Annotated in this window: 19 protein-coding genes and 1 riboswitch; of the genes, 13 read left to right on the plus strand and 6 right to left on the minus strand. The window is 66.6% G+C overall.

The features are described from left to right. Positions 1-29 precede the first annotated feature (29 nt). On the plus strand, positions 30-911 hold the full coding sequence (locus LPB260_RS07685; protein ID WP_208708106.1) for a glycosyltransferase: 882 nt from the start codon (positions 30-32) through the stop codon (positions 909-911). 157 nt (positions 912-1,068) lie between these two features. On the opposite strand, the gene LPB260_RS07690 is transcribed toward LPB260_RS07685, so the two are convergent. Beyond that, entirely contained in the window at positions 1,069-2,049 is a 981-nt protein-coding gene (locus tag LPB260_RS07690) for an IS5 family transposase (protein WP_208708107.1), read from the minus strand. A gap of 154 nt (positions 2,050-2,203) precedes the next feature. Between LPB260_RS07690 and LPB260_RS07695 the strand changes: the two genes are divergently transcribed. The 5 genes from LPB260_RS07695 (at position 2,204) to hldE (ending at position 8,397) form a co-directional block, all read left to right on the plus strand. Next, positions 2,204-2,746 (plus strand): CatB-related O-acetyltransferase, encoded by a 543-nt coding sequence (locus LPB260_RS07695; protein ID WP_208708108.1) that lies wholly within the window; start codon positions 2,204-2,206, stop codon positions 2,744-2,746. Between the two features lie 32 nt (positions 2,747-2,778). Continuing rightward, positions 2,779-4,590, plus strand: coding sequence for a lipid A export permease/ATP-binding protein MsbA (msbA, locus tag LPB260_RS07700; protein ID WP_208708109.1), 1,812 nt, complete (start codon positions 2,779-2,781; stop codon positions 4,588-4,590). Then, the gene (locus tag LPB260_RS07705) at positions 4,590-5,486 is read left to right on the plus strand and encodes a GNAT family N-acetyltransferase (protein ID WP_208708110.1); all 897 of its coding nucleotides are present in this window, start codon (positions 4,590-4,592) and stop codon (positions 5,484-5,486) included. Before msbA ends, LPB260_RS07705 begins: the two co-directional genes overlap by 1 nt. A 2-nt stretch (positions 5,487-5,488) precedes the next feature. Beyond that, entirely contained in the window at positions 5,489-6,883 is a 1,395-nt protein-coding gene (locus LPB260_RS07710) for a PIG-L deacetylase family protein (RefSeq protein ID WP_208708111.1), read from the plus strand. Positions 6,884-6,975: 92 nt separating this feature from the next. Then, positions 6,976-8,397: a bifunctional D-glycero-beta-D-manno-heptose-7-phosphate kinase/D-glycero-beta-D-manno-heptose 1-phosphate adenylyltransferase HldE gene (gene hldE / locus LPB260_RS07715; RefSeq protein ID WP_208708112.1), complete on the plus strand. Its 1,422-nt coding sequence runs from the start codon at positions 6,976-6,978 to the stop codon at positions 8,395-8,397. A gap of 17 nt (positions 8,398-8,414) precedes the next feature. On the opposite strand, the gene LPB260_RS07720 is transcribed toward hldE, so the two are convergent. The 4 genes from LPB260_RS07720 to LPB260_RS07735 all read right to left on the minus strand — a co-directional run bounded on the left by LPB260_RS07720 (position 8,415) and on the right by LPB260_RS07735 (position 11,761). Further along, complete coding sequence (locus tag LPB260_RS07720; protein WP_208708113.1) at positions 8,415-9,341, minus strand: metal ABC transporter ATPase; 927 nt, start codon at positions 9,339-9,341, stop codon at positions 8,415-8,417. Between the two features lie 41 nt (positions 9,342-9,382). Continuing rightward, positions 9,383-10,192 carry an aldo/keto reductase gene (locus LPB260_RS07725; RefSeq protein WP_208708114.1) on the minus strand — a complete coding sequence of 270 codons (810 nt, stop codon included), beginning with the start codon at positions 10,190-10,192 and terminating at the stop codon, positions 9,383-9,385. Further along, complete coding sequence (locus LPB260_RS07730) at positions 10,192-11,364, minus strand: FAD-binding oxidoreductase (protein WP_208708115.1); 1,173 nt, start codon at positions 11,362-11,364, stop codon at positions 10,192-10,194. Before LPB260_RS07730 ends, LPB260_RS07725 begins: the two co-directional genes overlap by 1 nt. Positions 11,365-11,428: 64 nt before the next feature. Then, entirely contained in the window at positions 11,429-11,761 is a 333-nt protein-coding gene (locus LPB260_RS07735; RefSeq protein ID WP_208708116.1) for a multidrug efflux SMR transporter, read from the minus strand. An 85-nt stretch (positions 11,762-11,846) separates the two neighbouring features. Between LPB260_RS07735 and LPB260_RS07740 the strand changes: the two genes are divergently transcribed. Together LPB260_RS07740 and waaA are read left to right on the plus strand one after the other, a co-directional pair. Continuing rightward, entirely contained in the window at positions 11,847-12,731 is an 885-nt protein-coding gene (locus LPB260_RS07740) for a LysR family transcriptional regulator (RefSeq protein ID WP_208708117.1), read from the plus strand. A 33-nt stretch (positions 12,732-12,764) separates the two neighbouring features. Then, positions 12,765-14,048, plus strand: a complete 1,284-nt coding sequence (gene waaA / locus LPB260_RS07745; protein ID WP_208708118.1) for a lipid IV(A) 3-deoxy-D-manno-octulosonic acid transferase — start codon at positions 12,765-12,767, stop codon at positions 14,046-14,048. Positions 14,049-14,127: 79 nt separating this feature from the next. Here the strand turns inward: waaA and LPB260_RS07750 are convergent, their stop codons facing one another. Continuing rightward, positions 14,128-15,567, minus strand: a complete 1,440-nt coding sequence (locus tag LPB260_RS07750; protein WP_208708119.1) for a TolC family outer membrane protein — start codon at positions 15,565-15,567, stop codon at positions 14,128-14,130. Between the two features lie 219 nt (positions 15,568-15,786). Continuing rightward, a riboswitch (TPP riboswitch) is annotated at positions 15,787-15,893 on the plus strand. A 98-nt stretch (positions 15,894-15,991) separates the two neighbouring features. Between LPB260_RS07750 and thiC the strand changes: the two genes are divergently transcribed. The 5 genes from thiC to LPB260_RS07775 all read left to right on the plus strand — a co-directional run bounded on the left by thiC (position 15,992) and on the right by LPB260_RS07775 (position 20,659). Next, the gene (thiC, locus tag LPB260_RS07755; protein ID WP_208708120.1) at positions 15,992-17,881 is read left to right on the plus strand and encodes a phosphomethylpyrimidine synthase ThiC; all 1,890 of its coding nucleotides are present in this window, start codon (positions 15,992-15,994) and stop codon (positions 17,879-17,881) included. A 94-nt stretch (positions 17,882-17,975) separates the two neighbouring features. After that, on the plus strand, positions 17,976-18,575 hold the full coding sequence (gene nudF, locus LPB260_RS07760) for an ADP-ribose diphosphatase (RefSeq protein WP_208708121.1): 600 nt from the start codon (positions 17,976-17,978) through the stop codon (positions 18,573-18,575). Further along, on the plus strand, positions 18,566-19,018 hold the full coding sequence (locus LPB260_RS07765) for a DUF1249 domain-containing protein (RefSeq protein WP_208708122.1): 453 nt from the start codon (positions 18,566-18,568) through the stop codon (positions 19,016-19,018). The genes nudF and LPB260_RS07765 overlap by 10 nt, the downstream gene beginning before the upstream one ends. Before the next feature lie 130 nt (positions 19,019-19,148). Beyond that, positions 19,149-19,964: a 3',5'-cyclic-AMP phosphodiesterase gene (gene cpdA / locus LPB260_RS07770; RefSeq protein ID WP_208708123.1), complete on the plus strand. Its 816-nt coding sequence runs from the start codon at positions 19,149-19,151 to the stop codon at positions 19,962-19,964. 77 nt (positions 19,965-20,041) lie between these two features. After that, positions 20,042-20,659, plus strand: coding sequence for a YqiA/YcfP family alpha/beta fold hydrolase (locus LPB260_RS07775; protein WP_208708124.1), 618 nt, complete (start codon positions 20,042-20,044; stop codon positions 20,657-20,659). Positions 20,660-20,667: the final 8 nt, after the last annotated feature.

Raw genomic sequence — 20,667 nt, forward strand, 5'->3', positions numbered from 1 at the left:
CTCGAAGGGGCTTGAGAGAGAGTGTGTTTATGAATGAAGCCAAACCGTTGGTCTCGGTGATTATCGCTTGTTACAACCACGCCAAGTACATTGAGCAGTCCATTCGAAGCGTGCTCGCGCAGACCTATCCAAATATAGAGCTGTTGGTCGTTGACGATGGTTCCAGTGACGACAGCCCGCTGATTATCCAGCGGTTGCAGGCGGAGTATGGCTTTGATTTTCGCGTGCAGGCCAATCAAGGCTTGTCTAAGACCTTGAATGAGGCAATTGGCCGTTCCAGTGGGGTGTTTATTGCTCCTTTTGGTTCGGATGATGTGATGTTACCCGAGCGTATAGCAATTCAGGTGGCTTATATGGCGGATAAACCTGAGGTCGGCATATGTGCAGGTGATATCCAGTTGATTGATGGTGAGGGGCGGCAGCTGGCGAAAGGTGCCGGTAAGCGCACAGTGTTTAGGCGCCTAGACTTTGCCGATGTCATCATGGATCGTGTGCCTCTGCCTCCGGCCGCGACCATGCTCCTGCGCAGGGAGGCCTTGCAGGCGGCCGGTGGATTTGACCCAAGTATCCGCTTGGAGGATCTGCAGATTTGGTTGAAGGTGACCCACGCCGGCTTCACGATCGATTGTCTTCCGCAAGTGTTCGCACACTATCGGACTCACGGCGCTAATACCTATAAAAATTATCGTTTTATGGTTGACAATGTGCTGCGGTCTTATGCGCTTTTCGCGGATCATCCGCTCTACGATGAGGCGCGATGGCGCTTTCTCAACGGCATGTTTCTCAAATGTGCGGGCCGCGACAAGGAATTTGCCCGTGAGTTGCTTTCCAAAATTCCCTATTCCGCATGGTCGAAGAAAACCTTGCGAGGTTTGGTGCGTCTCTATTTATTACCTTTGGAGAAGGGATGATGAGGCTTAGGGAAGGTCTGAAGTAGCCCGGTCTCTGCCGCCGACTTCATCCTCCGCTGATTTTAAAAGCGGGCAGTCGATCAAAATTGACTAGATAGCCCACTCATTTCTCCGCTTTTTCGCCGCCGTGAGCACCTCGCGACGGCCATTTCCCACATTACAGGCGCACCTCTCCTGCGGTGGCTAGCAAATGTCGACGTGCCATCCACAGGTTTGACAGTGCGAACAGCGTCATCAGCTGCGCAGTGTTCTTGGCCAGGCCACGGAAGCGCACCTTCACGTAACCGAACTGGCGCTTGATCACTCGGAACGGGTGCTCGACCTTGGCTCGCACCTGCGCCTTGGCCTTTTCGACCTTGCGCTTGGCTTTGTAGAGTGGATTGTTCTTGCCCAGCTTCTTGTAGGTACTACGGCGCGCCGCGACCTGCCAGATCACGTTCCGGCCAGCGTGCTCGGCGCGCTTTTCGACTCCGGTGTAGCCGGCGTCGGCGCAGATGACGTTCTCGTCGCCATGCAGCAGCTTGTCGACCTGGGTGACATCCGCCACGTTTGCCGCCGTGCTGACCACGCTGTGCACCAATCCCGATGCGTCATCGACGCCAATGTGGGCCTTCATGCCGAAGTAGTACTGGTTGCCTTTCTTGGTCTGGTGCATCTCCGGGTCGCGCTTGCCGTCCTTGTTCTTGGTCGAACTGGGCGCATGGATCAACGTGGCGTCGACGATGGTGCCCTGGCGCAGCGACAGACCGCGATCACCGAGATAGCCGTTGATCACCGCCAGTATCCCGGCCGCCAGCTCGTGTTTTTCCAGCAGCCGGCGGAAGTTGAGGATGGTGGTTTCGTCCGGAATGCGCTCTAGGCTCAGCCCGGCAAACTGGCGCAGGATGGTGGTCTCGTACAGCGCCTCTTCCATGGCCGGATCGCTGTAGCCGAACCAGTTCTGCATCAGATGAATACGCAGCATGGCCAGCAGCGGGTAGGCGGGCCGGCCGCCTTCACCCTTCGGGTAGTGCGGCTCAATCAGGGCAATCAGTCCCTTCCACGGCACCACCTGATCCATCTCGATCAGGAACAGTTCCTTGCGAGTTTGCTTGCGCTTGCCGGCGTACTCGGCGTCGGCGAAGGTCATCTGCTTCATGGAATAACTCGGGTGGCGGGTTCGACCTATTTCACCGGATTCAGGAAGTCTTTTTCAGAGTGTCCTTAGGTGGCTCGATCGCATTTTGCAGCGGCGGGCGAAGCGAAGGATCAGCAAGCTACCGGCGTTCTATCGCAGTCAAGCCAAATTTCTGATGCGCTACCCGGCATATAAAATCGGTGTGGGCACGTACGGAATGCCAAATGTTCTGGATTGGGGGGAGGGCAGTACTCTGATCATTGGCGCATATTGCTCTGTTGCCGAGGACGTCGAGATATTGTTGGGCGGTCACCATCGCACCGACTGGGTTAGTACTTATCCGTTTCCAGCGAAGATTCCGCAGGCGGCTGGCATTGAGGGATACGGGAGGAGCCGGGGCGATGTCGTTATCGGCAGTGATGTTTGGCTCTGCACACGTGTAATGATTTTGTCTGGCGTCACTATCGGGCATGGCGCAGTCGTGGCTGCCGGGGCAGTGGTAAGTCGTGATGTGGAGCCATATTCAATCGTGGCGGGCAACCCCGCCAGGCAGATTGGCTGGAGATTTGATGAGAGTACGCGCCAAGCGCTGCTTGAAATAGCCTGGTGGGACTGGCCGGAAAACGAGGTGCGACAAGCCAGTAGCTTGTTGTGTTGCGATGATATTGAGGCGTTTCTGGCCTACGGGCGCAGGAGAAACTCGGCGCAAACGGCATGATATGATGCTCTCCTTTTGACTGTGCCTACTCCATGAGCAATCCTGATCGCCAGCCTGCTTCAAGTTTGAAGATATACCTGCGTTTGCTGGCCTACGTGCGGCCATACATAGGGCTGTTTCTGCTGAGCATTCTAGGGTTCCTGATTTTTGCCTCTACTCAGCCGATGCTTGGCTATATCCTTAAGTACTTCGTCGATGGCCTGTCCAACCCCGACGCCAGCCTGTTTCCCAATGTGCCCTACCTGCAGGATCTGCAGCTGGTCGAGGCGGTGCCGCTGCTGATCGTGCTGATCGCGCTGTGGCAGGGCATCGGCTCCTATCTGGGCAACTACTTTCTCGCCAAGGTTTCCCTGGGCCTGGTGCACGACCTGCGGGTGGCCCTGTTCAACAACCTGCTGGTGCTGCCCAACCGCTACTTCGACAACCACAACTCGGGACACCTGATTTCGCGCATCACCTTCAACGTGACCATGGTCACCGGGGCGGCGACCGACGCGATCAAGGTGGTCATACGCGAAGGCATGACGGTGATATTCCTGTTCGCCACCCTGCTGTGGATGAACTGGAAGCTGACCCTGGTAATGGTCGCCATCCTGCCGCTGATCGGCGTGATGGTCAGCAGCGCCAGCCGCAAGTTTCGCAAGCAGAGCAAGAAGATCCAGGTGGCCATGGGCGATGTCACCCATGTCGCCTCCGAGACCATCCAGGGCTACCGGGTGGTGCGCAGCTTCGGCGGCGAGACCTACGAGCAGGAGCGCTTCCTCAACTCCAGCCTAAGCAACACGGAAAAGCAGCTGCGCATGACCAAGACTGGCGCGGTGTACACGCCCATGTTGCAGCTGGTGATCTACAGCGCCATGGCCGTGCTGATGTTCCTGGTGCTGTTCATGCGCGGCGATGCCTCGGCGGGGGACCTTGTGGCCTACATCACCCTGGCCGGTCTGTTGCCGAAGCCGATCCGCCAGTTGTCGGAAGTGAGTTCGACCATCCAGAAAGGCGTGGCCGGTGCGGAAAGCATCTTCGAGCAACTGGACGAGGCGCCGGAGGTCGATCACGGCACCCAGGAGCGCGAGCGCGTCAGTGGTCGTCTCGAGGTGCGTGACCTGAGCTTCGTCTACCCGGGGGCGGAGAAGCCGGTGTTGAACGACATCTCCTTCAGCGTCGAGCCGGGGCAGATGGTCGCCCTGGTCGGGCGTTCCGGCAGCGGCAAGTCGACCCTGGCCAGCCTGATTCCGCGCTTCTACCACCACGATCAGGGGCAGATCCTCCTCGATGGCGTGGATGTCGAGGAGTACACCCTGCGCAACCTGCGCCGGCACATCGCCCTGGTCACCCAGCACGTCACCCTGTTCAACGATACCGTGGCCAACAACATCGCCTATGGCGACGTCGCTGGCGCGCCGCTGGAACAGGTGCGCAAGGCGGCCGAGGCGGCTTATGCCGACGAGTTCATCAGCGTCATGCCGGAGGGCTATGACACCCTGGTGGGCGAGAACGGCGTGCTGCTGTCCGGGGGACAGCGTCAGCGTCTGGCGATCGCCCGGGCGTTGCTCAAGGACTCGCCGCTGCTGGTGCTCGACGAAGCCACCTCGGCGCTGGACACCGAGTCCGAGCGGCATATCCAGGCCGCCTTGGACGAGGTGATGAAGGGCCGCACCACCCTGGTCATCGCCCATCGTCTGAGCACCATCGAGAAGGCCGACCTGATCCTGGTGATGGACCAGGGCCGTATCGTCGAGCGCGGCACCCACCGCGAGTTGCTGGAACAGAACGGTTATTACGCGCGCCTGCATGCCAAGCAGTTCGAGGTCGGTGGCGAGACCGTGGTGGAGCAGGACGTTTGATGCTGAGTCATCTGCGCCTCTGGCGCGAGCAGGGCTGGACCCCGATCGATGCCGCCACCTATGCCGAGCTCTGGCAGCGTTTCGGCGGCAGCGTGGCCACCCATCCGCAGGTGATCGAGCGCCTGGCCGACCTGGCCGGCATCGCGGTGCGCTATCTGGGCTGGTCGCAGCAGGGTGAGCTGAAGGCGGCTGTGGCGACCTGGGGCCGCCACCTGGCGTTGTCCAAGGATGTGCTCAAGCAGCGCGGGCGGCGTGGGCTGTTCGACCTGGGCAATGCCGAGATCATCCTGCCGCTGGCCCCTGACGCGCGGGTGCAGTTGCGGCACAAGGCGCGCTACGTTTCCGATCTGCACGGCGAACGCATCACCTCGCTGCGCGAGCAGGCCGAGGGCCTAGCCCTGGCGCGTGAGCCGGAGCAGTACAGCAAGAAGTTCCGCTACAACCAGCGCCGCGAGCAGCGTCTGCTGGAAGAGGCGGGCGGGGTGATCCGGCCGATGCTGGAGCTCAGCGCCGCCGAGCAGGCGGCGATCTACGCCGACCTGTTCCAGCGCCGCTGGGGCTTCGAGGCCACCGGCAAGGCGCACCTGGCAGAGGTCTTCGCGCTGATGCGCGAGTTCATGACCGGTTCGCTGATCTACCTCAACGACGAGCCGGTGGCCATCCAGGTGCTCTACCGGGTCGAGGCGCCGCAGTGGATCAGCCTGGAGTACATCAACGGCGGGGTCGACCCGCAGAACCGCGACTTCAGCCCCGGCAGCGTGCTCAGCTTCGTCAATACCCAAGCCGCCTGGGTCGAGGCCCGGGCCCTGGGCAAGCCGCTGCGCTACTCCTTCGGTCGCGCCGACCGCGAGTACAAGGACCGCTGGTGCAATCGCGTGCCGGTCTATCAGGTGTGAGCATGGCCGGCCGCAAGCAACAGCTCCTCAAGCGTCATCGTCGGCACAAGCGCATCGCCCTGCTGGTGGGCATGCTGCTGTTGGCGCTGCTCGGCGTGCTGCTGGCCTGGTGGCTGGTGCCGCTGCTGCTGGTGCTGGGCTGGGTAGGCCACGAGGCCTGGTTCGCCGATCACCTGTTCTACTCGCCGGCCGATGACTACCGCTACGACTTCCCGCCGGGTACGCGGCAGCTGCCGGCGCGCGTGGCCGATGGGATGCTCGAGGTGGAGGGCGACTTCGCCAGCGCCGACACCCTGATCCTGCAGCTGGAGCTCCGGGCCGGCTGGCTGGGGCGCTGGCTCGACCCCCATGTGCTGGTCGGCGAGGATCGCCAGGATTTCGAGCGTGGCGTCAGTGGGCGGCGCTACCTCAACTTGTCCAGCCAGGGCGAGGCCCTTGCCGCCGGCGGCCTGCCGATCCGTGGGCGCTTCTGTCGCCTGGGCGCCAGTGCCACGTTTTACGCCCTGAGTAATCCCGATTACGCCCGCCAGCGGCTGATGGTCATCGCCCCCCATGCCGACGACGCCGAGCTGGCCGCATTCGGCCTGTACAGCCGCGCCGCCGAGGCGAGCATCGTCACCCTGACCCAGGGCGAGATCGAGGCCGATGCCTACCGGCGCCTCGGCCTGGACCAGGCCGCGGCGGCGCGCCTCAAGGGCCGCCTGCGCACCTGGGACAGCCTGGCGGTGCCGCTGTGGGGCGGCGTCACCCCGGAGCGTTGCGTGCAGCTCGGCTACTACTGCCTGCAGCTGCCAGCCATGGCCGAGCAGCCCGCCCAGGCCTTCGGCTCTCGCGAATCCGGGGAGTGCGATACTCGCGGTGCCCGCCGCCACAACCCGCTGCAATTGCCCGGCGATGCCGATGGTGTGCCCAGCTGGCACAACCTGGTGGCGGACCTGGTGGCGCTGCTGGAGCATTACCGCCCCGAGCTGCTGGTCACCCCGCACCCCGAGCTGGACCCGCACAGCGATCATGTCGCCGCGACCCGCGCGCTGCAGGAGGCAATCCAGCGCAGCAGCTGGAAGCCCGCGACCCTGCTGCTCTACGCCAATCACCTGCACGACAACGACCGCTGGCCCATGGGCCCTGCCGGCCAGGGCATCGCCCTGCCGCCGGCCATCGAGCCCTTGCCGGCCGATGGCCTGTGGAGCCCGGGCCTGAGCGCCGAGGTGCAGGTGGACAAGGCCATGGCCCTGGCCATGCAGCACGACCTGCAAGGGCCGCTGCCGACCAAGAAACGCCTGCGCCGGCTGATCCAGCGCCTGCTGGCCGGGCGCCGCTGGCCGGCCAGTGGCGAGGACGAGTTTTTCCGCAAGGCGGTGCGCCGCCACGAGCTGTTCTGGGTGCGTCCTCTGTAGGAGGGCACCGCACCTGGCGCGCGCCTGGCCGGCATCGGCCGATATTCCCGACATGCTATGATCTGCGGCGATTTTGCCGCCCCGGAGTCCCCATGAAGTTGTCCATGCCCCGTTTCGACCAAGCCCCCGTTCTGGTGGTGGGCGATGTCATGCTCGATCGTTACTGGCACGGCGGCACCTCGCGGATCTCCCCGGAGGCGCCGGTGCCGGTGGTCAAGGTCGAGCAGATCGAGGACCGCCCCGGTGGCGCCGCCAACGTCGCGCTGAACATCGCCGCGCTGGGGGCCCCGGCCGTGCTGGTCGGCGTCACCGGCGCCGACGAGGCCGCCGACAGCCTGAGTAACAGCCTGCAGGCGGTGGGGGTCAAGACCCGCTTCCAGCGTATCGCCGACCAGCCGACCATCGTCAAGCTGCGGGTGCTGAGCCGTCACCAGCAACTGCTGCGCATGGACTTCGAGGAAGCCTTCAGCACCGATGCGGACGCCATCGCCCGGGAAGTCGAGGCGCTGCTCGAGGGGGTCAAGGTGCTGGTGCTGTCCGACTACGGCAAGGGCGCGCTGAAGAATCACCAGGTGCTGGTGCAGGCCGCTCGCGCCCGCGGCATCCCGGTGCTGGCCGATCCCAAGGGCAAGGACTTCTCCATCTACCGCGGCGCCAGCCTGATCACCCCCAACCTCAGCGAGTTCGAGACCATAGTCGGGCGCTGCGCCGACGAGGCCGAGCTGGTCGCCAAGGGCGCGGCGCTGATGCGCGAGCTGGACCTCGGCGCGCTGCTGGTGACCCGCGGCGAGCACGGCATGACCCTGCTGCGCCCTGAGCATGCACCGCTGCACCTGCCGGCCCGCGCCCGCGAGGTGTTCGATGTCACCGGTGCCGGCGACACAGTGATCTCCACCCTGGCCGCCAGCCTAGCCGCCGGCGAGGAGTTGCCGCAGGCAGTGGCGCTGGCCAACCTCGCCGCCGGCATCGTGGTCGGCAAGCTCGGCACCGCGGCGATCAGTGCCCCCGAGTTGCGCCGCGCGGTGCAGCGTGAGCAGGGCTCCGAGCGCGGCGTGCTGAGCCTGGACCAGCTGCTGCTGGCCATCGAGGACGCCCGCGCCCATGGCGAGAAGATCGTCTTCACCAACGGTTGCTTCGACATCCTCCACGCCGGTCACGTGACCTACCTGGAGCAGGCTCGTGCCCAGGGCGATCGCCTGGTCCTGGCGGTCAACGACGACGCCTCGGTCAGCCGCCTCAAGGGGCCAGGCCGGCCGATCAACTCGGTGGACCGGCGCATGGCGGTGCTCGCCGGCCTCGGCGCGGTGGACTGGGTGGTGAGCTTCGCCGAGGACACTCCCGAGCGGCTGCTCGAGCAGGTGCGCCCGGACGTGCTGGTCAAGGGCGGCGACTACGGCATCGACCAGGTGGTCGGTGCCGAGATCGTCACGGCCTATGGCGGTGAAGTGCGGGTGCTCGGCCTGGTGGAAAACAGCTCGACCACCGCCATCGTCGAGAAGATCCGCAGCAAATAGTCACCGCGGCGAACCGCTCAGCCTCTCAGCGGCGTCGCTGCGTCCGTCGCGCCGCCGGGGCTGGACGGTTTCAGCCCGTGCAGGCTCAGCCAATCCTTCCAGCGAATGCGTTCGTCGCGCACCAGCCAGCCGTCCTGGGGCGCGAAACTTTCCGCCAGCCACAGGCCGCGCGTGCTGGCCGGGGTCAGCAGGCCGTTTTCCAGGGTCAGCAGTTCCGCGGTCGGCTTGCCGCCCTGTAGCGGGATCAGGTACAGGTCGGGGCGCGAGCGGTCGAGGCGGGCGACCAGCTGGCCGTCCTCCAGGTGCTCGTCGACGTGGAACAGGCTGGGCTGCCTGGCCTCCTTCGGCAGCTCCAGGCACAGGTCGTAGACCAGCTGCAGCGAGGCCGTCGGCAGGTGCACATAGGCGCGCGGGCGCTCCAGCAGGGTCAGGTTGCCGCATTGCACCGGTCGCGCCGCGCCGGATAGCGGGCTCAGGCGAAAGTGCGCGGCCTCGCGGTAATGCAGCGCGCCCTGGTAGGGCGCCGGCAGCCAGGTGTCGCCAAAGCGGCCGTACAGCCAGCCTTCCGGGGTTTCCACCAGGCACTCCTCGGCGACCTCCTGGATTGCGGTGTGCAATGGCAGGTTCAGTTCATGGGTGGGGACGTAGCCGGAGATCAGCTTGAGCACCACGTCGCCGCGATCCAGGCGCCGCTGGCGCACCAGCAGCCAGTATTCGCGGCCCTGCCAGCTCAGGGTCAGGCGTACCGAGACCCCGAGGTTGGCCAGTTCCACGGCGAAGTGCTGGCTGTCGCCGATGGCGATCGCCTGGCGTCGCGCCAGCACCTGGTTGAAGTTCAGTGGCTGGCCGATGCCCTGGTAGCTCAGGCGGTCCGCTCCCGCCTCGACGAACAGCGGCAGGGTCTTGAAGACGCTGGGATTCTTGCGGATCAGCGCGCGCGCCATCTCGGCTCCTTTCGCGGGGTGGCCTGGCCGCGAGCGCGGGCTCAGGCGATGTCCTGGATCACCGCCGCGGCTGTCGCCACGTTGTCGGCCAGGTGCTGCGGGTTGATGGTGCCGATGATCGCGCTGCTCACCGCCGGGTGGCCGAAGATCAGCTCGAAGCTGGCACGCACCGGATCTTCGCCCGGTTGCAGGCAGGCATGGCCGCTGGCCAGGGCCTTCTTCACCAGGATGCCTTTGCCGTGCAGCTCGGCGTAGTCCAGCACCGGCACCTCGCCCTGCTCGTTGAGATTGTAGGTGACCATCGCGCAGTCACCCTGCTCGAGGGCCAGCAGGCCGCCCTCGACGGTCTTGCCGGACAGGCCGAAGGCGCGGATCTTGCCTTCGCGCTTGAGCGCGGCGAGGGTCTCGTAGAGGCCGCTGTCCTGCAGGATGGCGACATCGTTGCCGTCCGAGTGCACCAGCAGCAGGTCGATGAAATCGGTCTCCAGGCGCTTGAGGCTGCGCTCCACGGAGAGGCGCGCGTGGGACGGGGAAAAGTCGAAGCGCGACTGACCGTCCTCGAACTCCTCGCCGACCTTGCTGACGATCACCCACTGCTCGCGCTGGCCGCGCAGCAGCGGGCCGAGGCGCGCCTCACTGGTGCCGTAGGCGGGGGCCGTGTCGATCAGGTTGATGCCCAGCTCGTGAGCCTGGGCCAGCAGCGCGCGCGCCGCCGCGTCATCCGGGATGCGAAAGCCGCTGGGGTACTTCACCCCCTGGTCGCGGCCCAGCTTGACGGTGCCCAGGCCCAGCGGGGAGACCAGCAGTCCGGTCGCGCCGAGCGGGCGGTGGAGGTTGTGCAGGGTGTGCATCAGAACAGTTCCTCCCAGGCGGGATGGGCGATGGCCGGGCGCGGCAGCTCGGGCAGTGGCGGATGGCCGGCGGGCTGGATACCGTCGCGCGCCAGCGTCGCCAGCACGCGGTCGGCGAAGTCCGGGGCCAGGGCAAGTTTAGTCGGCCAGCCGACCAGCAGGCGGCCCTGTTCGGCGAGAAAGGCGTTGTCGGGGCGCACCAGGCCGGATTGCGCCGGTTCGGCGCGCTCGACCCGCAGGGTGGCCCATTGCGCGCTGCCGAAATCGACCCAGGGCAGCAGCTCGCCCAGCTCCTTCTGCGCCGCCCGGACCTGCGCCGCCGGTTCGCGGGCTACTCCATCGGCCTCGGCCAGGTCGCCGCCCAGGTACCAGACCCACTGGCCGTCGGCCGCCGGGTGGCTGGTGACCGTCACCCGCGGCTTGGGGCCGCCGCCCAGGCAGTGGGCGTACAGCGGCTTGAGGGTCGGCCCCTTGACCAGCACCATGTGCAGCGGGCGCAACTGTTGGGCCGGTTGCTGCAGGCCGAGCGCCGCGAGCAGCTCGGCGTTGCCGCGGCCGGCGCTGAGGGCGATGCGCTGGGCGCGGATCTCGCGGCCGTCGACGCGCAGGCCGACCAGCTCGTCCTGCTCGCGCAGCGGTTCGATGCGCTCGGCCGCCAGCAACCCGTCACCGGCCAGTTCGGCGAGGCGGGCGATCAGGCTGGGCACGTCGAGCACCAGTTCGGCCAGGCGGTAGACCTTGCCCTTGAACCTGGGGTGTTGCAGCGCCGGCGGCAGCTGTTCGCCCTTGACCTGGTCGACCCGGCCGCGCACCGCCTTGCTGGCGAAGAAGCTGGTCAGGTTGCCGGCCAGGCTGCCGGGCGACCACAGGTAGTGGGCCTCGGACAGCAGGCGCACGCCGGACAGATCCAGCTCGCCGCTGCCGGCCAGGGCCTCGCGCCAGCGCCGCGGCATGTCGGCGATGGCTTCCGAGGCGCCGCTCAGCGCGCCATGCAGAGCGTACTTGGCGCCGCCGTGGATGATGCCCTGGGACTTGACGCTCTGCCCGCCGCCGAGGCTGGCGTTTTCCACCAGCAGGGTGGCGAAGCCCTGGCGGCGCAGGCGCGCATTGAGCCAGAGGCCGGCGATACCGCCGCCGACGATCAGGACGTCAGTGCTCAGAGCTTGGGACATGGGCGCGCCTCGATAGGAAAACAGGCGCGCAGTATAACCCGCGAGGTCGTGGTGGCTGCCTCGCTCAGTGGCCGACGCTTTGCGAGAACAGCTGGATCACCACCACCCCGGCGACGATCAGGCCCATGCCGAGCAGGGCCGGCAGGTCCAGGCGCTGCTGGTAGAGCACGGCGGCGGCGACGCTCACCAGGACGATGCCCAGGCCGGCCCACACCGCGTAGGCGACGCCGACCGGGATGGTCTTGACCACCAGGCTGAGCATCCAGAACGACAGCACGTAGCCGCCCACCACCAGCAGCAGCGGCAGGGGCCGGTTGAAGCCGTCCAGCGCCTTCATCGAGGCGGTGGCGACGACTTCCGCGGAAATGGCGATGGCGAGGTAGAGATAGCCGGTCATGGTGGAACTCCTGTGGGTGCTGCCGCCATTCTAGGGAGATTCATGATGGGATAAACTTATTACCTATCTGAAATGGAGATGGGTCATGCAGTGGAGCCTCGAGCAGATTCGCCTGTTCATCAGTGTCGCCGAGGGCCGCTCGTTCTCCGCCGTGGCGCGGCAGATGAATCGCGCGCAGTCGGCCGTCAGCACGGCGATTGCCCAGTTGGAGGTCGATCTGGGCGTGCAGTTGTTCGCGCGCAGCAGCGGCCGCCAGCCGCAGCTGACGGAAGCCGGCGCCAGCTTGCTCGAGGAGGCGCGCGAAGTGCTGCGCCAGTGCGAGCGTCTGGAAGGGCGGGCCCTCGGCCTGGCCCGCGGCGAGGAGGCGCGGCTGCGCCTGGCCCAGGACGAGGCGATGCCCTATCCGCCGGTGCTCGATAGCCTGGAGGCGCTGGCCCGGCAGTTTCCGCAGCTCGAGGTGCAGGTCGCCAGCGCCGCCCAGGGCGATGTCGCGCGCAAGCTGCTGGAGCGTCGCGCCGACCTGGGCCTGCTGTTCCACCACGAACAGATGCCCGAGGCCCTGGAGCGCCAGCGCCTCGGCGCCATCGGCATGGTCACGGTGTGCGGCGCCGGCCATCCGCTGGCCGCGCACGATTATGTGGATCGCCGCGAACTGGCCCGGCACCGTCAGCTGCTGATGGCGCCCCAGGACAGCCGCTACCCCGGTGGCGAGCAGATCAGTCCCCAGGTCTGGCGCGCCGACAGTTTCTACGTCATGGCCGAACTGCTGATGCGCAACCTCGGCTGGGCCTGGCTGCCACGCCATGTGGCGCAGTACCCGACCTACCTGGGGCAGCTGGTGGAATTGCGCAGCGACTGGACGCCGCCGCCCCTGGTGGTGGAGCTGGTCTGCCGGCGCGACGAGGCCCTGGGGCCGGCGGCCTTGTGGCTGGCCGACTGCCTGGCCGAGCACCTGCAGGCCATTGGCTGATCGGCGGGCGCGGCTCTGCTAAGCTGCGCGCCCATGAATCGGACCCTCTATACCCTGCTGTTCCATCTCGGCCTGCCCCTGGTCGCCCTGCGCCTGGCCTACCGCGCCTGGCGGGCGCCGGCCTACGCCAGGCGCATCGGCGAGCGCTTCGCCTTCGGCCTGCCGGCGCTCGCCCCTGGCGGCATCTGGGTGCATGCGGTCTCGGTGGGCGAGAGCATTGCCGCCGCACCGCTGATCCGCGAGCTGCTGGCGCGCTACCCGCAGTTGCCGATCACCGTCACCTGCATGACCCCGACCGGCTCGGAGCGCATCCGCGCGCTGTTCGCCGCGCCGGAGTTCGCCGGGCGCGTGCAGCACTGCTACCTGCCCTATGACCTGCCCTGGGCCGCCGCGCGTTTTCTCGAGCGGCTGCGCCCGCGTCTGGCGCTGATCATGGAAACCGAGTTGTGGCCCAACCACATCCACCAGTGCGCCCGCCGCGGCATTCCCGTGGTCCTGGCCAACGCGCGGCTGTCCGAGCGCTCGGCACGCGGTTACGGGCGCTTCGCCAAACTGACCGCGCCGATGCTCGCCGAACTGAGCCTGATCGCCGCGCAGACGGCCGCCGAGGCCGAGCGCTTTCGCACGCTGGGTGCTCGCGGCGAATGCGTCGAGGTGACCGGCTCGATCAAGTACGACCTGCACGTCGACCCGGCCCTGCTCGATCGCGCCACCGAACTGCGGGTGCAGTGGGGCGCCAACGAGCGCCCGCTGTGGATCGCCGCCAGCACCCACGCCGGCGAGGACGAGATCATCCTCATCGCTCATCGCCAGCTGCTGGACCAGTACCCGGACGCACTGCTGATCCTGGTGCCGCGCCATCCGGAACGCTTCTCCGGCGTGTTCGAGTTGTGCCGGCGGCAGGGGTTCGCCACCCGTCGTCGCTCCACCGGCGAGGCGGTGAGCGACGCCGACCAGGTGCTGCTCGGCGATACCATGGGTGAACTGCTGTTTCTCTATGCCCTGGCCGACTGCGCCTTCGTCGGCGGTAGCCTGGTGGCCAATGGCGGCCACAACCTGCTGGAGCCGGCGGCACTGGGCAAGCCGGTGCTCAGCGGCCCGCACCTGTTCAACTTTCTCGAGATCGCCGCGCAACTGCGCGAGGCCGGGGCGTTGGGGGAAGTGGCCGATGCGCAGCAGCTCGCCGCCAGGGTGGCCGAGCTGTGGCAGCAGCCGCAGCAGGCGCAGCGCATGCGTGAGGCCGGCCTGGCGGTGATGAGGGCCAATCAGGGCGCGCTGCAGCGCCTGCTCGCCGGCGTGGGGCGCCTGCTCGGTTAGTCGCCGCGCCGGCTCTGCGGCCTGACCGAACAGCCATGAAAAAGCCGGCCACCTGGGCCGGCTTTTTCATGTTCGTCCTTCAGTAGTCCGGGTTGCCTTGCAGCTGCGCTTCCGCGGCCTTGGCCAGGTCCGGCGGGAGGAAATCCTGGTCCGGGTCGTAGTCCGGCTTGAGGAAGCTGCCCAGGGCCTCCAGATCGGCCGGGCTGAGGGTGCCGGCGGCCTGCTTGAGGCGCAGGTTGTTGAGGATGTAGTCGTAGCGTGCGTCGTTGTAGGTGCGCACCGAGCTGTACAGCTGACGCTGGGCGTTGAGCACGTCGACGATGTTGCGCGTACCGACCTGGTAGCCGATCTCGGTGGCTTCCACGGCGCTCTGGTTGGAGATGATCGACTGCTTGCGCGCCTGCACGGTCTCCACGTCGGTGTTCACCGCGCGGTGCAGGTTGCGGGTGTTCTGCACCACCTGACGGCGCAGGCTCTCGCGCAGCTGCTCGCTCTGGCTCAGGCGCTGGTAGGCCTCGCGCACCTGGGAGCTGGTCAGGCCGCCGCTGTACAGCGGGATGTTCAGCTGCAGGCCGATCGAGCGCTGCTCGACGTCGCCGCTGAAGCGCGCGGCGCTGGCGCCGCTGTTGCTGAAGCCGAGGCTGTCGTTGTCGCCCTTCTGGTAGCTGGCCACCGCATCCAGGCTAGGCGCATGGCCGGACTTGCGCTGGCGCAGGGTTTCCTCGGCGGCGCTGACCGCGTAGTTGCTGGCCAGCAGGTTGAGGTTCTGCGCGGCGGCGGTGTCGACCCAGGCCTTGGCGTCGTTGGGCGTCGGGGCGAGGATCGGCAAGCTGTGGTCGATGCCCTCGAGGGCGCCGTGTTCGCGATTGGTCAGGGTGATCAGGGCCTGGAAGGCGTCTTCCACCTGGCGCTCGGCGATGATCCGGTTGGCCCGCGCGGTGTCGAAGCCGGCCTGGGCCTCGAGCACGTCGGTCTTGTCCGACAGGCCGACGTCGAAGCGCTCGTTGGCCTGGTCGAGCTGGCGCTTGAAGGCGGCTTCCTCGGCCCGGGTCGAGGCCAGGGCGTCCTGGGCGCGTAGCACCGCGAAGTAGGTCTCGGCGCTCTGCAGGATCAGACTCTGCTCGGTGGCGGACAGTTCCAGGGCCGCCTGTTCGCTGCTTGCCTCGGCGGCCTGCAGCTGGAACCAGCGGTCGGCGCGGAACAGCGGCTGGCTGAGGTTGGCCTGGTACACCGTGCCGCTGCGCGTGCTGGTGCTGGCCGGCGAGTCGACCTCGGTGCGGGTGTTGCTCAGGTTGGCGCCCGCCGACAGGTTCGGCAGCAGACCGGCGCGGGCCTGGGGCACCACTTCGCGGCGGGCCTGGTAGTCGGCGCGCGCCGCCGCCAGGTCGGCGTTGTTGCTGGCGGCTTCCTGATAGACGGTGATCAGGTCGGTCTTGGTGGACAGCGGAGCCTGTTCGGCCCAGGCCAATCCGGCGGAGGCGGCGGCCACGGCAAGCGCCAGGGAGAGTCTGCGCAGCATTCGGGGAATCCTAGATTTGGCGGTAATCGGCAAGGCTAAGCGGGTCCGCCGGGAGGGGTCAAGCCGTGCCGAGGGCGCCGAGAGTGTAGTTTGCGACAAGCTATGTTGCCTGCTTGCAACAATCGGCGGCGCCCGTCCTTGGCGTCATTATCCGACGTATGGGTCAGGCGTTTTTGACTCGCCGGTTGGTTTTATCGCCGGCGGTTGATTAGACTGGGCGGGTTCTTGTCGGGGTGCCCCATATGCGGGGCTGAGATTGGCAGCTGCCGGATCCCGTTGAACCTGATCAGGTTAAGGCCTGCGTAGGGAACAAGATGTCCTCGCCCATCCTTCGGCGAGTCCTCTCGGCGCCGTCTCCGGTGCTCCCCGCACACCTCGCCCATCCCAGGTTCGCTCCGACATTCATCCAGGAGAGCACCAGCCGATGAGCGCACAAGAAAAGAAGAACCTGAGCGAGTCCGCCCAGGTCGACCAGCAGTCGATCCAGCCCTTCCCCCGCTCGCAGAAGATCTATGTGCAGGGATCGCGTCCGGACATCCGCGTACCGATGCGCGAGATCAGCCTGGACGTCACCCCGACCGATTTCGGCGGCGAGATCAACGCGCCGGTGCTGGTCTATGACACGTCCGGTCCCTACACCGACCCGAGCGTAACCATCGATGTGCGCCAGGGCCTGGCCGATGTGCGCAGCGCCTGGATCGAAGACCGCGGCGACACCGAGCTGCTCGATGGCCTGAGCTCCCATTTCGGCCAGGAACGCCTGGCCAACCCCGAACTGACCGCCATGCGCTTCGCCCACGTGCGCAACCCGCGCCGCGCCAAGCCCGGCAAGAACGTCAGCCAGATGCACTACGCGCGCCAGGGCATCATCACCCCGGAGATGGAATACGTCGCCATCCGCGAGAACATGAAGCTGCAGGAGGCCCGCGCCGCCGGCCTGCTGGAGCAGCAGCACGCCGGCCACAGCTTCGGTGCCTCGATTCCCAAGGAGATCACCCCGGAGTTCGTCCGCGAGGAGATCGCCCGCGGCCGCGCCATCATCCCGGCCAACATCAACCACGTGGAACTGGAGCCGATGATCATCGGCCGCAACTTCCTGGTGAAGATCAACGGCAACATCGGCAACTCGGCGCTGGGCTCCTCCATCGAGGAGGAAGTGGCCAAGCTGACCTGGGGCATCCGCTGGGGTTCGGACACCGTGATGGACCTGTCCACCGGCAAGCACATCCACGAGACCCGCGAGTGGATCATCCGCAACTCGCCGGTGCCGATCGGCACGGTGCCGATCTACCAGGCCCTGGAGAAGGTCAATGGCGTGGCCGAGGACCTGACCTGGGAGCTGTTCCGCGACACCCTGATCGAGCAGGCCGAGCAGGGCGTGGACTACTTCACCATCCACGCCGGTGTGCTGCTGCGCTACGTGCCGATGACCGCCAAGCGGGTCACCGGCATCGTCTCGCGCGGCGGCTCGATCATGGCCAAGTGGTGCCTGGCGCACCACAAGGAGAATTTCCTCTACACCCACTTCGAGGAAATCTGCGAGATCATGAAGGCCTACGACGTCAGCTTCTCGCTGGGCGACGGCCTGCGTCCCGGCTCGATCGCCGACGCCAACGACGAGGCACAGTTCGGCGAACTGGAGACCCTCGGCGAGCTGACCAAGATCGCCTGGAAGCACGACGTGCAGGTGATGATCGAAGGCCCCGGCCACGTGCCGATGCAGCTGATCAAGGAGAACATGGACAAGCAGCTGGAATGCTGCGACGAGGCGCCGTTCTACACCCTCGGCCCGCTGACCACCGACATCGCCCCCGGCTACGACCACATCACCTCGGGCATCGGCGCGGCGATGATCGGTTGGTTCGGTTGCGCCATGCTCTGCTACGTTACCCCCAAGGAGCACCTGGGGCTGCCGAACAAGGACGACGTGAAGACCGGCATCATCACCTACAAGATCGCCGCCCATGCCGCCGACCTTGCCAAAGGCCATCCGGGAGCGCAGATTCGCGATAATGCCTTGAGCAAGGCGCGCTTCGAGTTCCGCTGGGAAGACCAGTTCAACCTGGGCCTGGACCCGGACACGGCGCGCAGCTACCACGACGAGACCCTGCCCAAGGACTCGGCCAAGGTGGCGCACTTCTGCTCCATGTGCGGGCCGAAGTTCTGCTCGATGAAGATCACCCAGGAGGTGCGGGTCTATGCTGAAGAGCAACGCATCGCCGCCCTGGAGCTGGATCAGGAGGTCGAGCAGGGCATGCAGGCCAAGGCCGAGGAGTTCAAGGCACAAGGCGCGCAGCTCTATCACAAGGTGTGATGGGGGATGCAGCCACCGACGCAGTGCCGCGCCGGTGGCGAGAAGCTGATCTAGGGCGGGCCTTCGGGCCCGTTCCTGTTAACAGGGGGTGCTTATGCAGCGGGACGATGTAGAAATAATCGAGCGGGAGGCCTGCTTTCGCGGCTTCTACCAGCTCGACCGCGTGCGCCTGCGTCATCGCCAGTTCGCCGGGGGCATGGGGCCCGAGCTCAGTCGCGAGCTGTTCGTGCGTCACGATGCGGTCTGCGTGCTGCCCTACGACCCGCAGCGCGACGTCGTGGTGCTGATCGAGCAGTTCCGCGTCGGCGCCCTGGACAAGAGCGCCAATCCCTGGCTGCTGGAGCTGGTCGCCGGACTGATCGACACCGACGAGGAACCGGAGCAGGTGGCTCGCCGCGAGGCGGAGGAGGAGGCCGGTTTGAAGCTCAGCTCGCTGTGGCCGATCACCCAGTACTACCCCTCGCCCGGCGGTTCGGATGAGCGGGTGCACCTGTTCATCGGCCGTTGCGACAGCGATGGCGCCGGTGGTGTGCATGGCCTGGCCGAGGAGGGCGAGGACATTCGCGTGCATGTCTGGCCGCTGGAGGACGCCCTGGATGCGATGAAGGATGGCCGCATCGACAATGCGGCGAGCATCATCGCCCTGCAATGGCTGGCGCTGAACCGCGCCGAGGTCAGGGGGTTGTGGTCGTGAACCTGTTGCGCGAGCGCTACCGGGTCGACCTGGTCGAGCTGCAGGCGGCCTGCGAGGCCAACTACGCCCGGCTGATGCGCCTGCTGCCGGAGATGCGCAGCGAGCAGAAGACTCGCCGGGTCGCCCTCAGTCAGGGCGACCGCGTGCTGGGCGTGCTGGTGCTGGAGGTGCTGGAGGCCTGCCCCTACACCACCACCCTGCTGGTGCGTCAGGAACACAGCCTGCCCTGGTTGCCGGTGCCGCAGTTGCAAGTGCGGGTGTACCACGATGCGCGCATGGCCGAGGTGGTCAGCGCCGAGAATGCCCGGCGCTTCCGCAGCATCTATCCCTACCCGAACGCGGCCATGCACCAGCCGGACGAAAAGAGCCAGCTCAACCTGTTCCTCGGCGAGTGGCTGAGCCACTGCCTGGCTTGCGGCCACGAGCCGGCGCCGGTGTTCTAGGGGGCGCCCGGGGCGTTGTCGCGTTTACGCCCGATTACGACGGTTTTTCTGTGACCCAAGCCCGCTTCGCGGGTTTACCATCGCCGGCGCTAGCTAGCATAATCCAAGCACCCTGCTCGAGGAGACGGCCTTGCCGAGCGTGCCCACTTCCGCTGTTGAGTCTTCGGTGCTGCTGGTGCAGCTATCCGACAGCCATCTGTTCGCCGAGGCGGGCGGCAAGCTGTTGGGCATGGACACCCAGGACAGCCTGCAACGGGTCATCGAGCTCGTGCTTCAGGAGCAGCCACGGATCGACCTGATGCTGGCCAGCGGCGACCTGTCGCAGGACGGCAGCGAGGCGTCCTACGCCCACTTCCGCCAGCTGACCGCGGCCATCCCGGCGCCGGCCCGCTGGTTTCCCGGCAACCACGACGAGCTGCCGGCGATGCACAGCGCCTGCGCCGGCAGCGACCTGCTGGAGCCGGTGGTCGACCTGGGCAACTGGCGCATCATCCTGCTCGACTCCTCGATTCCCGGCGCGGTGCCCGGCTACCTTGCCGACCAGCAGCTGGAGCTGCTCGAGCGCGCACTGAGCGAAGCCCCGGAGCGCCATCACCTGATCTGCCTGCACCACCACCCGGTGTCCATCGGTTGCGCCTGGATGGAGCCGATCGGCGTGCGCAACCCCGAGGCGCTGTTCGCCGTGCTCGAACGCCACAGCCAGGCGCGAGCGCTGCTCTGGGGGCACATCCACCAGGAGTTCGACCAGCAGCGTGGCGACCTGCGCCTGCTGGCCTCGCCCTCGACCTGCGTGCAATTCACCCCGCGCAGCGAGGATTTCCAGGTCGACAGCTGCGCGCCGGGCTACCGCTGGCTGCGCCTGCATGACGACGGCCGCCTGGAAACCGGCGTGTCGCGGGTCACCGGTATCCAGTTCGAGGTGGACTACAGCGTCAAGGGCTATTGATAGCCACGGGCTGGAGGCGGCGGCGGTAAAACTGCTACCGTTCGGCTTCCCGTACCTTGCCGCAAGCCTCGTCACCCATGTCCGCAGTCAGTCCCAGCATCCTCTATATCCACGGCCTCAACAGCTCGCCCGACTCGCTGAAAGCCAGCCTGCTGCGCCGGGCCATGGCGCGGCTGGGCCTGGCCGCGCAGCTGCGCGTGCCGGCCCTGCATCACCATCCGCGCCAGGCCATCGCCCAGCTCGAGGCGCTGATCGCCGAGCTCGGTCGGCCCGTGCTGGTCGGCAGCTCCCTGGGCGGCTACTATGCGACCCACTTGGCCGAACGGCATGGTTTGCGCGCGCTGTTGATCAATCCGGCGGTGCGTCCGCACCTGCTGTTCGATGGCTACCTGGGACCGCAAAAGAACTACTACAGCGATGAAACCTGGGAGCTGACCGCCGAGCACGTGACGGCTCTGGGTGAGCTGCAAGTGCCGCCGCCGCAGGACCCCGCGCGCTATCAGGTGTGGCTGCAGACCGCCGACGAAACCCTCGACTACCGCCAGGCCGAGGCCTACTACCGGGCCTGCGCGCTGCGCATCCAGGCCGGTGGCGACCATGGTTTCCAGGGCTTCGCCGCACGCCTGCCGATGCTTTTTGCTTTTGCCGGTGTGCCCGCCACCCTGTGGCGCGACGCCGACTTCTCCGACCTTTAATACGATTC

This window comes from Pseudomonas sp. LPB0260 (genome assembly GCF_013388395.1).

What these genes read in the sequence shown, in the direction of transcription:
- LPB260_RS07685 (WP_208708106.1), top strand. Translation starts at nt 30, where the DNA reads ATGAATGAAGCCAAACCGTTGGTCTCGGTGATTATCGCTTGTTACAAC.
- LPB260_RS07690 (WP_208708107.1), bottom strand. Translation starts at nt 2,049, where the DNA reads ATGAAGCAGATGACCTTCGCCGACGCCGAGTACGCCGGCAAGCGCAAG.
- LPB260_RS07695 (WP_208708108.1), top strand. Translation starts at nt 2,204, where the DNA reads ATGCGCTACCCGGCATATAAAATCGGTGTGGGCACGTACGGAATGCCA.
- msbA (WP_208708109.1), top strand. Translation starts at nt 2,779, where the DNA reads ATGAGCAATCCTGATCGCCAGCCTGCTTCAAGTTTGAAGATATACCTG.
- LPB260_RS07705 (WP_208708110.1), top strand. Translation starts at nt 4,590, where the DNA reads ATGCTGAGTCATCTGCGCCTCTGGCGCGAGCAGGGCTGGACCCCGATC.
- LPB260_RS07710 (WP_208708111.1), top strand. Translation starts at nt 5,489, where the DNA reads ATGGCCGGCCGCAAGCAACAGCTCCTCAAGCGTCATCGTCGGCACAAG.
- hldE (WP_208708112.1), top strand. Translation starts at nt 6,976, where the DNA reads ATGAAGTTGTCCATGCCCCGTTTCGACCAAGCCCCCGTTCTGGTGGTG.
- LPB260_RS07720 (WP_208708113.1), bottom strand. Translation starts at nt 9,341, where the DNA reads ATGGCGCGCGCGCTGATCCGCAAGAATCCCAGCGTCTTCAAGACCCTG.
- LPB260_RS07725 (WP_208708114.1), bottom strand. Translation starts at nt 10,192, where the DNA reads ATGCACACCCTGCACAACCTCCACCGCCCGCTCGGCGCGACCGGACTG.
- LPB260_RS07730 (WP_208708115.1), bottom strand. Translation starts at nt 11,364, where the DNA reads ATGTCCCAAGCTCTGAGCACTGACGTCCTGATCGTCGGCGGCGGTATC.
- LPB260_RS07735 (WP_208708116.1), bottom strand. Translation starts at nt 11,761, where the DNA reads ATGACCGGCTATCTCTACCTCGCCATCGCCATTTCCGCGGAAGTCGTC.
- LPB260_RS07740 (WP_208708117.1), top strand. Translation starts at nt 11,847, where the DNA reads ATGCAGTGGAGCCTCGAGCAGATTCGCCTGTTCATCAGTGTCGCCGAG.
- waaA (WP_208708118.1), top strand. Translation starts at nt 12,765, where the DNA reads ATGAATCGGACCCTCTATACCCTGCTGTTCCATCTCGGCCTGCCCCTG.
- LPB260_RS07750 (WP_208708119.1), bottom strand. Translation starts at nt 15,567, where the DNA reads ATGCTGCGCAGACTCTCCCTGGCGCTTGCCGTGGCCGCCGCCTCCGCC.
- thiC (WP_208708120.1), top strand. Translation starts at nt 15,992, where the DNA reads ATGAGCGCACAAGAAAAGAAGAACCTGAGCGAGTCCGCCCAGGTCGAC.
- nudF (WP_208708121.1), top strand. Translation starts at nt 17,976, where the DNA reads ATGCAGCGGGACGATGTAGAAATAATCGAGCGGGAGGCCTGCTTTCGC.
- LPB260_RS07775 (WP_208708124.1), top strand. Translation starts at nt 20,042, where the DNA reads ATGTCCGCAGTCAGTCCCAGCATCCTCTATATCCACGGCCTCAACAGC.